The organism is Pseudomonas sp. P97.38, assembly GCF_001269745.1.
GTDB lineage: Bacteria > Pseudomonadota > Gammaproteobacteria > Pseudomonadales > Pseudomonadaceae > Aquipseudomonas > Aquipseudomonas chlororaphis_E.
On record NZ_LHVJ01000007.1, the window covers coordinates 120,521 to 132,746 of the forward strand.

The following is a 12,226-nucleotide window of genomic DNA, read 5'->3' on the forward strand; positions in this document are numbered from 1 at the left end:
TGGATAGCCCAACGCAATGATCGATAACATCTAACTCTATTCACAAGGGTTCTAAATTCCTTTCAGCTATAACCTAATCATAAAAAAATAGCATATTAAGAAAAATCATTATGCTTAAATCATGGCAGATCCTTTCATAACGACGATGGAATCGCCATGACCCAGGCCCGACACCCGGAAAGACTCAGAGCATTCGTAGGCGCCTTGGCCGAGCTGATCGACGGCAACCTTCGCGAAGGCGACCTGCTGCATCGCGGCGGCAAGTTGCTCGCTCAATTGGTCAGCCATGACGACTGGCTGCCCGACACCTTTGCCCAACCAGACCCCGAGCGCTACCAGCAATACCTGCTGCATGCCGATTCCCGGCAGCGGTTCAGCGTGGTCAGTTTTGTCTGGGGGCCGGGACAACGCACGCCGATTCATGATCACCGGGTCTGGGGCCTGATCGGCCTGTTGCGCGGCGCAGAAGACTCTCAAGGCTTCGCTCGCCACCCTGATGGCAGCCTGGTGCCCGAGGGCTCGCCGATACGGCTTGTGCCGGGCCAGGTCGAGGCCGTCTCGCCCAAGGTCGGCGACATCCACCAGGTCAGCAATGCCTTCGCTGACCAGGTCTCCATCAGCATTCACGTCTATGGCGCCAACATCGGTGCCGTACGCCGCGCGGTGTACCAGCCCGACGGTAGCGAAAAGCTGTTCATCTCCGGGTATTCCAACACCCTGCTCCCCAACATCTGGGACCTGTCCAAAGAGAGCCAAGCCTTATGAGCACTGTACGTACCCGCTCCTACTCGGAGATCCGCCAGGCGTTGCTGAACCGCGAAGAGCTGGCCATCGTCGACGTGCGTGAAGAGGCGCCGTTCGCCCAGGGCCATCCACTGTTTGCCGCCAACATCGCGTTGTCCAGGCTGGAGCTGGAGGTGTTTGCGCGCATCCCGAGGCGCGACACCCCGGTGACGGTCTATGACCGTGGCGAAGGCCTGGCGGGCCTGGCGGCGCAGCGCCTGCAAGCGCTGGGCTACGTCGATGTCGCGGTGCTCGAAGGTGGCCTGGACGGTTGGCGCGACGCGGGTGGCGAGTTGTTCATCGACGTCAACGTGCCGAGCAAGGCCTTTGGCGAGCTGGTGGAAAGCCAGCGCCATACCCCCTCGATCGCAGCGCTAGAGCTTCAGGCGCTGCTCGACAGCGAAGCCGACGTGGTGGTGCTCGACGCTCGCCGTTTCGACGAATACCAGACCATGAGCATTCCTGGCGGCATCAGCGTACCCGGGGCGGAACTGGTGTTGCGGGCGCGGGCACTGGCGCCGGACCCGGCGACCCGTATCGTGGTCAATTGCGCCGGCCGTACTCGCAGCATCATCGGCACCCAGTCGTTGATCAACGCCGGCCTCGCCAACCCGGTGTCGGCCTTGCGCAACGGTACGATTGGCTGGACCCTGGCCGGCCAGGTGCTGGAGCACGGCCAGTCACGCCGGTTCGCCCCTACCCAGGAAAAACATCGCGACATCGCCGCCCGCGATGCCCGCCGCGTTGCCGATCAGGCACGGGTCGGTCGCGCCACCTTCGCGGACCTGCACCGCTGGCAAGCGGACGCTACACGCAGCACCTACCTGTTTGATGTACGCACCCCGGAAGAATTCGAAGCCGGCCACCTGCCCGGGGCCCGGTCCACGCCCGGCGGGCAACTGGTCCAGGAGACCGATCATTTCGCCAGCGTACGCGGTGCTCGCCTGGTCCTGGTCGACGATGACGGTGTGCGGGCCAACATGTCGGCGTCCTGGCTCGCGCAATTGGGGTGGGAGGTGCACGTGCTGGATGATCTGCACCCCGGCCACTTCAGCGAACAGGGCCCCTGGAAAGCCCCTGTGCCTGTCCCGCCGCAAGCCGAAGAGATCAGCCCTGACACCCTCGAACAGTGGCTGGCCGAAGGTGACACCGTGGTACTGGACTTCACCAGCAGCGCCAACTACATCAAGCGGCATATCCCGGGGGCATGGTGGTTGCTGCGCAGTCAACTAAGCGAAGCCCTGGCCCAGGTGCCGTCGGCCCAGCGCTATGTCCTGACCTGCGGCAGCGGCCAGTTGGCCCGATGGGCAATCCCGGACGTCGAACGCCTGACCGGCCAGGCCGTGTTCCTGCTGCGTGACGGCACGGCCGGCTGGATCGCCGCCCAGCGGCCGCTGGCGCATGGCGAGACCCGGTTGGTGTCTGCGCCCATCGATCGCTATCGCCGCCCCTACGAAGGCACCGATAACCCGCATGAGGCCATGCAAGCCTATCTCGATTGGGAGTTCGGCCTCGTGGACCAACTGGCCCGCGACGGCACCCACGGTTTCTATGTGATCTGAACCCAAAAGGGGGCGAGTGATCGCCCTGACCCGGACCAGCCGACCCCTTCTCCAGGCGGAGGCGCTGAATGCAACGCTTAGCCTGGAGTTCCACCCATGCGCCTGTCCCTACCCTTACTGTTAATCGCCCTCGTGTTCGGCACTGCTCACGCAGACGACCTACAACCACTGCGGGTGGCCAATCAGAAATCCACCCTCAAAGCCCTGCTGGAAGTGTCCGGTGAACTCAAGGACGTGCCCTACGCCATCCAGTTTTCCGAATTCCCCGCCGCCGCACCACTGGGCGAGGCCTTGAACGCCGGCGCCGTGGACATCGGCGCCCTGGGCGATGCCCCCTACGTGTTTGCCTTGGGCGCGGGGGCCTCACTGAAGGTCGTCAGCATCATTCATGCGCAAGGGCGCAATACCACGGCCATTCTCGTCCCCAAGAACTCCCCCATCAGGGAGGTTTCGGACCTCAAGGGCAAACGCATCGTCACCACCCGTGGCTCGATCGGGCACTACCTGGCCATCAAGGCCCTGCGCAACGTCGGCCTCAGCACCCAAGACGTGGAATTCGTCTTCCTGTTGCCCAGCGAATCCAGGCTGGTGCTGGATAACGGCACCGCGGATGCCTGGTCTACCTGGGACCCCTTCACCACCGTGGTCACGGCCCAAAGCCAGGCCAGGGTCCTGGTCAGCGGCAGCCACCTGCTGAGTAATCACCTCTACCTGGCCGCCACCCAACAAGCCATCGCCGACAAGCGCCCGCAACTGGATGACTTTGTCGCCCGGATCGACCGGGCCTTCCGCTGGAGCAACGAACACCCTGCCGAATATGCCGCCGCCCAGGCCAGGATCACCGGCCTGCCATTGGCGGTGCACCTGGAGGTGGCCAAGGCGACCCAGATGCAGCCGGTATTGATCGACGACGCGGTGGTCAGCGGCTTGCAGGCGACCGCCGACATCTACCGGGAAGAAGGATTGCTGACCCGCCGCATCGACGTTTCCCAAGGCTTCGACAAGCGCTTCAACACCCAGCGTGCCCCACTGACCCAGGTTTCGCGTTAAAAGGAGCAGAACCATGAGCAAGCAACGCCAACTCAAATTCGGTGCAATGGTCCACGGCGTCGGCCATGGCTGGGGCGAATGGCGCCATCCGCAGGCGCAACCCGATGCCAGCACCAGCTTCGGTTTCTACAAGCAGCAGACGCAACTGGCCGAAGGCGCCAAGTTCGATTTCGTGTTCATCGCCGACAGCCTGCACATCCATGAAAAATCCAGCCCGCACTACCTCAACCGCTTCGAGCCGCTGACTATCCTCTCGGCCCTGGCGGCCGTGACGTCGAACATCGGCCTGGTGGCCACCGTGACGGTCAGCTACACCGAGCCCTACCAGGTGGCGCGCCAATTCGCCTCACTGGACCACATCAGTGCCGGGCGTGCCGGTTGGAACGTGGTGACGTCGTGGCTCAGCGGCACCGCCAACAACTTCGGCAAGGCCGAGCACCCGCCCCACGCGGTGCGCTACCGGATCGCCAAAGAGCACGTGGCAGTGGTCCAGGGCCTGTGGGACTCCTGGGAGGACGATGCCTTTGTCTACGACAAGCAACGGGGCGAGTTCTTTGCCCCCGGCAAGCTGCACGCGCTGGAGCACAAAGGTGAATTTTTTTCGGTCAAGGGCCCACTCAATATTGCCCGCTCCCGCCAAGGCCAGCCGGTGATCTTCCAGGCCGGTACGTCCGAGGACGGGCGTAACTTCGCCGCCGAGAACGCCGACGCGATTTTCGTCAGCGCCGAAGGCTTTGAAGAAGCCCAGGCCTATTACCGGGACCTGAAGCGTCGCGCCAGCGGATTCGGCCGCGATCCCGAGCACCTGTCGATCCTGCCTGGCATTCGTCCGATCGTGGGGCGCGATGAGGCGCAGGTGCAAGAGCGCTATCGACAAGCGGTGGCGCTGGTGAGTATCGAGGACGCCATCGTCGCGCTCGGCCGGCCCTTCAACGACCATGATTTCAGCCAGTACCCGCTGGACGCTCCGTTCCCTGAGCTGGGCGACCTGGGCGCCAACAGCCAGAAAGGCGGCTCCGAGCGGATCAAGCAACTGGCCCGGGACGAAGGCCTGACGCTGCGCCAGGTCGCCCTGCGCTTTTCCCAGCCACGCCGGGACTTCGTCGGCACCCCCGAACAGGTCGCCGACGCCATTGAACACTGGTTCGACAACGGCGCAGCCGACGGCTTCATCATCAACGCCCCGCTGCCGGACGGCCTGCAGACGTTCACCGAATGGGTCGTGCCGGTCCTGCAGCAACGCGGGGTGTTCCGCCGCGAATACAGCGGCCACACCCTGCGCGATAACCTGGGCCTGGCGGTGCCGGCGAACCGGTACACCCATGACGTCCTTGAGCCGGCAACGGGCAGTGAGGCCGTCGCATGAGCAAACCTCCGGTCATGAAACAACACTTCGCGCCAGGGCAGCTCGATCGACGCGGCTTCCTGATGGCCGGCGCCGTCACCCTTGGCGCCCTGGGCCTGTCGACACTGGGTTTCGCCCCGCGCGCGTTCGCCCAGGGCAAGTCCCTGTCCGAGCTGACCCTCGGGGTGGCCACCTACCGTGGCCAGGACTCCTATTTCTTCGAGGATGCCGGCACCGCCGACACGCCCTACAAGGTCGAATACGCCGAGTTCGCCGGCGGCAACCTGATCGTCGAGGCGCTGGCGTCCGGCAGCCTGGACGTGGGTGGGATGAGTGAAATCCCACCGATCTTTTCCATCCAGAGCCATCGCCAGCCGCGCCTGATCGCGGTGCTGCAAGGTGACGTGAACAACCAGGTGTTCCTGGTTCCCAAGGAATCGTCGGTCGAGTCCATCGGGCAATTGCGCGGCAAGCGGGTCGGCTACGTGCGCTCTACCACCTCCCATTACTTTCTGATCAAGGCCCTGAAGGAACAGGGCCTGACCATGAACGACATCACCGCCGTAGCGCTCACGCCCCAGGACGGTTTCAGCGCATTCCAGAGCGGCCAACTCGATGCGTGGGTGATCTACGGCGTGTTCATCCAGTTGGCCAAGTTCCGCAGCGGTGCCCGGGTCCTCAAGACCGCCCTGGGCTACTTGTCCGGCAACTACCTGATTGCCGCGCGCCCCAAGGCGCTGGAAGACCCGCTGCGCCGGCAGGCGATCCAGGATTACATCCAGCGTGAGGCGCGCACCCTGGAATGGATCAACGACAACCCCGAGCCCTGGGCAACCAAGTCGGCGCGATTGCTGGGTGTCGACAAGGCGGTGTTTCTCGACATGCACAACCAACGCAGCCAGCCGTCGAAGATCATCGCCGTGAGTGAACAAGCCATTGCCTCGCAGCAGGAAGTCGCCGACCTGTTCTTCGACGCCGGCGTGCTCAGCGAAAGGCTCGACGTCAGCCCCCTGTGGGAACGCAATTTCCCCTTGCTCGCGCTGTGAGCCTGTTGCAGCGGCCTGCTCCTGCGCGGCAGCGGGTCGCCAGAACCGGGCATCCGGCTTCCATCTTTTTCGATCGAGTGAACTGACCATGAGCCTTTCTTCCTTACGCCCACCCCAGTTGCAAGCAGTCGTGGCCGCCGACTTCGACGCCGTGCTCGAAAGCATCGGTGCACAATTGGCGGCCACGGCCCACCGCCTTGACGAGAGCGGTGCCTTCCCCCGGGACAATTTCAAGTTGCTGCACGAGCATGGCCTGCTGGCCCTGACGGTGCCCAAGGCGCTGGGCGGTAGCGGCGCGAGCCTGGTGCAGGCCCGCAAAGTCATCAGCGCGGTCGCCAAGGGCGAACCTTCTACGGCGTTGATCCTGGTGATGCAGTACCTGCAGCATTCACGCCTGCAAGACAATCGAAGCTGGCCCGAGGCGTTGCGCCTGCGAGTGGCCCGCGACGCCGTGAACGACGGCGCGCTGATCAATGCCTTGCGGGTCGAACCCGACCTGGGTACGCCGGCCCGTGGCGGGCTGCCCGCGACGATCGCCCGGCGCACCTCCGAAGGTTGGCGGATCAGCGGGCGCAAGATCTACTCCACCGGCAGCCATGGTCTGACCTGGTTCAGCGTCTGGGCACGCAGCACCGATGAAGACCCGCTGGTGGGTGCCTGGCTGGTGCACAAGGACACGCCAGGGATCAGCATCATCGAGGATTGGGACCACCTGGGCATGCGCGCCACCTGCAGCCACGAAGTGCTGTTCGACAACGTCCTGGTGCCCCTGGATCACGCCGTCAGCGTCAGCCCCTGGAGCGCGCCACAGCCCGAACTCGACAGCGATGGTTTCCTGTGGATGTCGGTCTTGCTCTCGGCGGTTTACGACGGTGTCGCCCAAGCCGCGCGCGACTGGCTGGTGGGATGGCTGGAGCAACGCAAGCCGTCCAACCTCGGCGCCGCGCTGTCGACCCTGCCGCGCTTCCAGGAAACCGTCGGCCAGATCGACACCCTACTGTTCGCCAACCGCAGCCTGCTGGATGCCGCCGCCGAAGGACGCACGCCGGCCCAGCACGCCGCACAATTGAAATACCTGGTGACCAGCAACGCCATTGCCGCGGTCGAACTGGCCATCGAAGCGTCCGGCAACCCCGGTCTGTCGCGGCATAACCCGCTGCAACGGCACTACCGCGACGTGCTGTGCAGCCGCATCCACACCCCGCAAAACGATGCCGTGCTGCAAGGCGTCGGCAAAGCGGTGTTCGCCCAACGCCAGAAAAAGGACACCCCATGAGCCCGCTCGTGATCGCCAGCCAACTGGACACAGAGTTCAACGACGTGATCCGCCAGCGCCTCGCGCAGACGCACCCCGGGGCCAGGGTCCTCGACGTACCGGCCGGCGTGCCCAGCGACCTTCCCGCCGACGTCGGGGTACTGCTGGCCCGCCCGATCAACGTGCGCGGCTATCAGGCACCGGACACACCACCACCGGGCTGGCCCTACGGCTTGAACTGGGTGCACGTGGTGTCCTCGGGCATCGACTTCTATCCCCAGTGGTTGTTCGACGGCCCGCCCGTGAGCACCTCCCGGGGCAGCGCCGCCGAGAACATCGCCGAATTTGCCCTGGCCGCGATCTTCGCCGCCGCCAAGCACTTGCCGGACATCTGGGTGCACGACTCGCACTGGAACTTCACCGCGCTGACACCGCTCAAGGGCAGCACCCTGGGGATTCTCGGCTTCGGTGCGATTGGCCGCAGCCTGGCGACCAAGGCCCGTGCGCTGGGCATCAACGTGCTGGCGCTGCGCCAGAGCCCGGCACCGTTCGAAGTCGAGGGCGTCGAAGCCGCGGAGGGGATCCATGACTTGTTCGCCCGCGCCGATCACCTGGTACTGGCCGCGCCCCTGACCGACGCGACGCGCCATATCGTCAACCCCGCGGTGCTTGCCAGCGCCAAGCCGGGCCTGCACCTGATCAATATCGCGCGCGGCGGCTTGCTCGATCACGCCGCCCTGCTTGAGGCCCTGGACAGCGGCGCCATCGGCCTGGCCTCGCTGGACGTCACCGAACCGGAACCCCTGCCGGACGGCCATCCTTTCTACACTCATCCACGGGTGCGACTGTCGCCGCATACTTCGGCGATTTCCAGCAACAGCCGCCACGAGATTGCCGACAGTTTCCTCGCCAACCTCGAACGCTTCCTGTCGGGGGCGACACTGCAGAACCTGGCGAACGTACAGCGCGGGTACTAGCTGCACCTTTCTCCGTCATCGCGGGCAAGCCATGCTCCCATAAGGGCCACATGACACATGTGGGAGCACGGCTGGCCCGCGATTGCGTTTCGAGGGAGCCATATAATCATCAGAATTACGCATTTAATTTATTAACTTAATGTCTATTTTTTATAATTAACTTATAACAAATCGGACTTTTACAGCGATCCATTATACAAATATTGTTACAACCATCACCGACCCCTGACCAGGTGGAGGCTCGCGGAACTGTACGTTTTTCCGGCCGACACCACCCCACGGTCAATGCCACACCCAACCTGAAATCGGCCAACGCTCTCCTCGCCCTGCCTCCCGGAGCCAGGTCCGTGGCGACGCTTTGCCCGGAATAAATGCCAACGCCCACGCTGCACCAGACACCAGGGGTCCACCATGCACGATACCTTCACCTCAAACCGCCTGACGCTGGCCGTTTCGCTGGCCTTGCTCGGGTTGTCGGCCCACGCCGAAGAAGACACCCGGGACGGTGCGCTGGCGGTGGTCACCGTCACCGCCGAACACCGCAGCGAGGATTTGCAGAAAGCGCCCCTGGCGATCTCCGCGTTCGACGAAGCCGCCCTTGAAGACAAGCAGATCAAGAGCATTCGCGATCTTTCCGGACAAGTACCGAACCTGACCCTCAGCCGCCAGTCGATCTCTTACAGCGCGCAGACCTATGGGATTCGTGGCATCGGCGAAACCGACCCGATACAGGAAGCGGCCGTGGCGGTCTACGCCGACGACCTGTACATCCCCAGGGCGATTTCCTCGATGCTCGACTTCAACGATGTCGAACGCGTCGAGGTCTTGCGCGGCCCGCAAGGCACGCTTTATGGACGCAACAGCAGTGCCGGGGCGATCCGCGTGATTACCCGCGATCCGTCCCAGGAAACCCGCGGCTTCTTCGAACTCGGCGCCGGCAACTACAACGCGCAGAACGGCCGCCTGCTGATCAGCGGCCCGCTGGTGGACAACGCCCTGTTCGGCAGCTTCTCGGCCATTCGCCTGACCCGCGACGGCACCGTTTCCAACCCCACCCGCGGCGAAGACGTGAACAACGTCGACATCCAGGCCTACCGAGGCAAGCTTCGCTTCAACCCCATCGATTCGCCGTGGGACGTGCAACTGACGCTGGCCGGTACGTTCGACCGCGGCGATACCACCAGCTACAGCCCCTTCGACGCTGACGGCCGCTTCGACAAGTTCAAGAGCTACAGCGGCCTCAACCCGAAGAACCGCCTCGACCAGGGCAGTTCGGTATTGCGGGCGATCTACAGCATCAACGATCACTTGAATTTCAAGTCGGTCACCGCCTACTCCGCCTTCAACCAACCGGTGGACTATGACAACTCCGGCCAGGCGGCCCTGATCCAGCACAGCCTGATCACCTACAAGCAGGACTACGCCACCCAGGAATTCCAGCTCAACGGCGACTACGACGACTTCACCTTCAGCACGGGCCTGTACCTGTACCGGGAAAAATTCGACGCCGAGCGCGACAGCCTGACTTATTCCATCGCGCGTAACCGGGTGATCGGCCAGGGCCAATACAGCACCACCAACACCGAAAGTTATGCGCTGTATGGCCAGGGCAGCTACAAAATCACGCCGCAACTGTCTCTGATCGCCGGGCTGCGGTTCACCCGCGAACACAAGAACTTCGACTACACCAACTACGTCGTCACCCCGGACCGGCAGATCACCGGCACCAACTTCAGCGCCGACTCGAGTAAATCCTGGCAATCCACCAGCCCGAAACTCGGCTTCGAATACGCCTGGACACCCCATCTCAATCAGTACGCCTACGTCGCCAAAGGTTTCAAGGCCGGCGGCTACGACAACCGTGCGCCGACCCAGGCCGCCGCCGAACAGGCGTTCTCACCGGAAGACGTGACCACTTGGGAAACCGGCCTCAAGGGCGACTTCTTCGACCGGCGCCTGCGCGCCAACCTCGCGCTGTTCTACAACGACTACAAGGATCTGCAAACCAACGCCTACGACCCGGCGCTGGGCGTCAGCCTGCGGACCAACGTCGGTCAGGCCCACACCTACGGCGTCGAACTGGAAACCCTGAGCGCGCTGACGCCCGACCTGCAACTGACATTCAACCTCGGCTACCTGCAAAGCCAGTACGACGACTTCGAGAACGCCAGCGGCGCCGGGATCGATGCCAACGGCCAGCAGCTGGTGTACTCACCGCGCTGGAACACCAGCGTCGGCCTCAACTACACCATTCCCGCCGGCCTGCCCGGCACCTGGCTAGCCGGCACCGATGCCCAGTTCCAGACCAAGTCCTATGCCAACGCGCTGAACGACGACGTGCAGGAAATTCCCCAGCAGACCTTCTGGAATGCCAATACCCGCTACATCTCGGGCGACGGCCATTGGACCACCACGCTGTCGGTGAAAAACCTGCTCGACCGGGCCTACCCCCAAGCGGTCGGCTATGTGCCCGCAAGCGGCGCCCGGTACTACTCCATCAACGATCCGCGAACCCTCTTGCTGTCTGTGCGCTACGACCTCTGACCCCGATGCGAATCCCCCAGGCGTGGCCGCGAACAGCGACGACGCCCAGCTCATCACGTCAACATTCCAAGGAGCGACATCATGGCTTTCACCCGCAGGCAAATGATTTCCCGCATTGCCGCCATCGGTGGCTATAGCGCCGCAGTTGGCGCCCTCGACGCACTGGGCCTTACACCTCAGGCCGTCGCGGCGGGCTTTGGCCCGTTGCAATTGGGTAGCAGCGGCAAAGGCAAGCAGGTAGTGGTGGTTGGCGCCGGCATCTCCGGCCTGGTCAGCGCCTATGAGTTGCGCAAGGCCGGCTTCGCCGTGACGATCCTCGAAGCCCGCGAGCGAGTGGGCGGACGCAACTGGACCCTGCGTCGCGGCAGTCGGGTCGAGTTCGACGACGGTATCAGCCAGACCGTGGACTTCGATGACGGGCAGTTCTTCAACGCAGGCCCGGCGCGCATCCCCAGCCATCACCAGACGATCCTCGGCTACTGCCGCGAACTGGGCGTGGAATTGCAAGTGCTGGTCAACAGCAGCCGCAACGCACTGGCCTTGCCGGACGCCCGCCAGCCGGCCTTCCAGCTGCGCCAGGCCGTCAACGATACGCGGGGACAACTGTCCGAGCTGTTGGCGCGCACCGTCAGTCGCAAGGCCCTGGACCAGGACCTGAGCACCGAAGACCGCCAGGCGCTGCTGAATTTTCTCAAGGTCTATGGCGACCTCAATGCCGATTTCAAATACACAGGATCGGTGCGCTCGGGCTACACCCGCATCCCCGGCGCCGGCGATCAAACCGGCGTCACCCGCACACCCCTCGCGTTGCAGACGCTGCTCAACCCCAAGCTCTGGGGCGCACTGGTGTTCGATGAGATTCCCGAATTTTCTTCCACCATGTTCCAACCGGTCGGTGGCATGGACCGGATTCCCCAGGCGTTCCATGAGCGACTCAAGGACGTGGTGCGTTTTCATGCCGAAGTCAGCGACATCCAGACGTCGGAGCAAGGCAGTCGCATCACCTACCGCGACCGGCAGACGGGCAAGTCCCAGACCCTGAACGCCGACTACGCCATCGTCACCGTGCCCCTGCCGCTGCTGGCCAAACTGCCGAGCAATTTCACCACGCCCTTCAAGCAAGCGATCCTCAGCGCGCAAAGCGACCAGGCGAACAAGGTCGCGTGGCAGTCGCCGCGCTTCTGGGAAATCGACTTCAACATCTTTGGCGGGCTTTCTTACCTGGATCATGAAGTCAAAGGCCTGTGGTACCCCAGCGATCGGCTGAACAGCGCCCAAGGCATCCTGGTGGCCGCCTACAACACCAGTGAAGCGGCACAGTCCTTCAGCAGCAAATCCCTCGCCGAGCAGTTCGCCTCCTCAAGGCAGGCCGTCGAACTGCTGCACCCCGGCCACAGCGCCAAGTTGCAAAAACCGGTCGCCATCAACTGGTCGAAGGTGCCCTTCAGCAAAGGCCCGTGGATCGTCAACGACGAAGTGGGCGAGCAGGCCTACCGGATCCTCAACGAACCCCAGGGCCGCACCTACCTGGCCAGCGATGCCCTCGCCCACGGCGGCGTCGGCATCTGGCAGAACACCGCCGCCGACTCGGCGCGCCGCATCGTGTCGCTGATCGGCCGCCACGCCGAGCGCCAGCAAGCCGGCCTAGCCGCCTGATGATTTTT

General features: G+C 63.8%; 9 protein-coding genes. All 9 read left to right on the forward strand.

What is annotated here, in order from left to right; all coding sequences use genetic code 11:
- The first annotated feature begins 156 nt into the window (after positions 1 to 156).
- The 9 genes from AD664_RS00955 to AD664_RS00995 all read left to right on the forward strand — a co-directional run bounded on the left by AD664_RS00955 (position 157) and on the right by AD664_RS00995 (position 12,218).
- Positions 157 to 765, forward strand: coding sequence for a cysteine dioxygenase (locus tag AD664_RS00955; protein ID WP_053143783.1), 609 nt, complete (start codon positions 157 to 159; stop codon positions 763 to 765).
- On the forward strand, positions 762 to 2,345 hold the full coding sequence (locus AD664_RS00960; RefSeq protein ID WP_053143785.1) for a rhodanese homology domain-containing protein: 1,584 nt from the start codon (positions 762 to 764) through the stop codon (positions 2,343 to 2,345). The genes AD664_RS00955 and AD664_RS00960 overlap by 4 nt, the downstream gene beginning before the upstream one ends.
- A gap of 96 nt (positions 2,346 to 2,441) precedes the next feature.
- Positions 2,442 to 3,395: an ABC transporter substrate-binding protein gene (locus AD664_RS00965; protein WP_053143787.1), complete on the forward strand. Its 954-nt coding sequence runs from the start codon at positions 2,442 to 2,444 to the stop codon at positions 3,393 to 3,395.
- A 13-nt stretch (positions 3,396 to 3,408) separates the two neighbouring features.
- Complete coding sequence (locus tag AD664_RS00970) at positions 3,409 to 4,761, forward strand: LLM class flavin-dependent oxidoreductase (RefSeq protein WP_053143788.1); 1,353 nt, start codon at positions 3,409 to 3,411, stop codon at positions 4,759 to 4,761.
- A complete protein-coding gene (locus AD664_RS00975) occupies positions 4,758 to 5,786 on the forward strand; it encodes an ABC transporter substrate-binding protein (RefSeq protein WP_152622895.1) in 1,029 nt (342 codons plus the stop codon). The genes AD664_RS00970 and AD664_RS00975 overlap by 4 nt, the downstream gene beginning before the upstream one ends.
- An 88-nt stretch (positions 5,787 to 5,874) precedes the next feature.
- Positions 5,875 to 7,062 carry an acyl-CoA dehydrogenase family protein gene (locus tag AD664_RS00980; protein WP_053143790.1) on the forward strand — a complete coding sequence of 396 codons (1,188 nt, stop codon included), beginning with the start codon at positions 5,875 to 5,877 and terminating at the stop codon, positions 7,060 to 7,062.
- Positions 7,059 to 8,018 (forward strand): D-isomer specific 2-hydroxyacid dehydrogenase family protein, encoded by a 960-nt coding sequence (locus AD664_RS00985; RefSeq protein ID WP_053143792.1) that lies wholly within the window; start codon positions 7,059 to 7,061, stop codon positions 8,016 to 8,018. The genes AD664_RS00980 and AD664_RS00985 overlap by 4 nt, the downstream gene beginning before the upstream one ends.
- Before the next feature lie 411 nt (positions 8,019 to 8,429).
- Positions 8,430 to 10,562, forward strand: a complete 2,133-nt coding sequence (locus AD664_RS00990) for a TonB-dependent receptor (protein WP_053143794.1) — start codon at positions 8,430 to 8,432, stop codon at positions 10,560 to 10,562.
- Positions 10,563 to 10,643: 81 nt separating this feature from the next.
- The gene (locus tag AD664_RS00995; protein WP_053143796.1) at positions 10,644 to 12,218 is read left to right on the forward strand and encodes an FAD-dependent oxidoreductase; all 1,575 of its coding nucleotides are present in this window, start codon (positions 10,644 to 10,646) and stop codon (positions 12,216 to 12,218) included.
- The last annotated feature ends 8 nt before the right edge of the window (positions 12,219 to 12,226 follow it).

Excerpts from the sequence above, each read along its gene's own strand:
- AD664_RS00980 (WP_053143790.1), top strand. The coding sequence starts at position 5,875 with ATGAGCCTTTCTTCCTTACGCCCACCCCAGTTGCAAGCAGTCGTGGCC.
- AD664_RS00985 (WP_053143792.1), top strand. The coding sequence starts at position 7,059 with ATGAGCCCGCTCGTGATCGCCAGCCAACTGGACACAGAGTTCAACGAC.
- AD664_RS00970 (WP_053143788.1), top strand. The coding sequence starts at position 3,409 with ATGAGCAAGCAACGCCAACTCAAATTCGGTGCAATGGTCCACGGCGTC.
- AD664_RS00975 (WP_152622895.1), top strand. The coding sequence starts at position 4,758 with ATGAGCAAACCTCCGGTCATGAAACAACACTTCGCGCCAGGGCAGCTC.
- AD664_RS00990 (WP_053143794.1), top strand. The coding sequence starts at position 8,430 with ATGCACGATACCTTCACCTCAAACCGCCTGACGCTGGCCGTTTCGCTG.
- AD664_RS00960 (WP_053143785.1), top strand. The coding sequence starts at position 762 with ATGAGCACTGTACGTACCCGCTCCTACTCGGAGATCCGCCAGGCGTTG.
- AD664_RS00955 (WP_053143783.1), top strand. The coding sequence starts at position 157 with ATGACCCAGGCCCGACACCCGGAAAGACTCAGAGCATTCGTAGGCGCC.
- AD664_RS00965 (WP_053143787.1), top strand. The coding sequence starts at position 2,442 with ATGCGCCTGTCCCTACCCTTACTGTTAATCGCCCTCGTGTTCGGCACT.
- AD664_RS00995 (WP_053143796.1), top strand. The coding sequence starts at position 10,644 with ATGGCTTTCACCCGCAGGCAAATGATTTCCCGCATTGCCGCCATCGGT.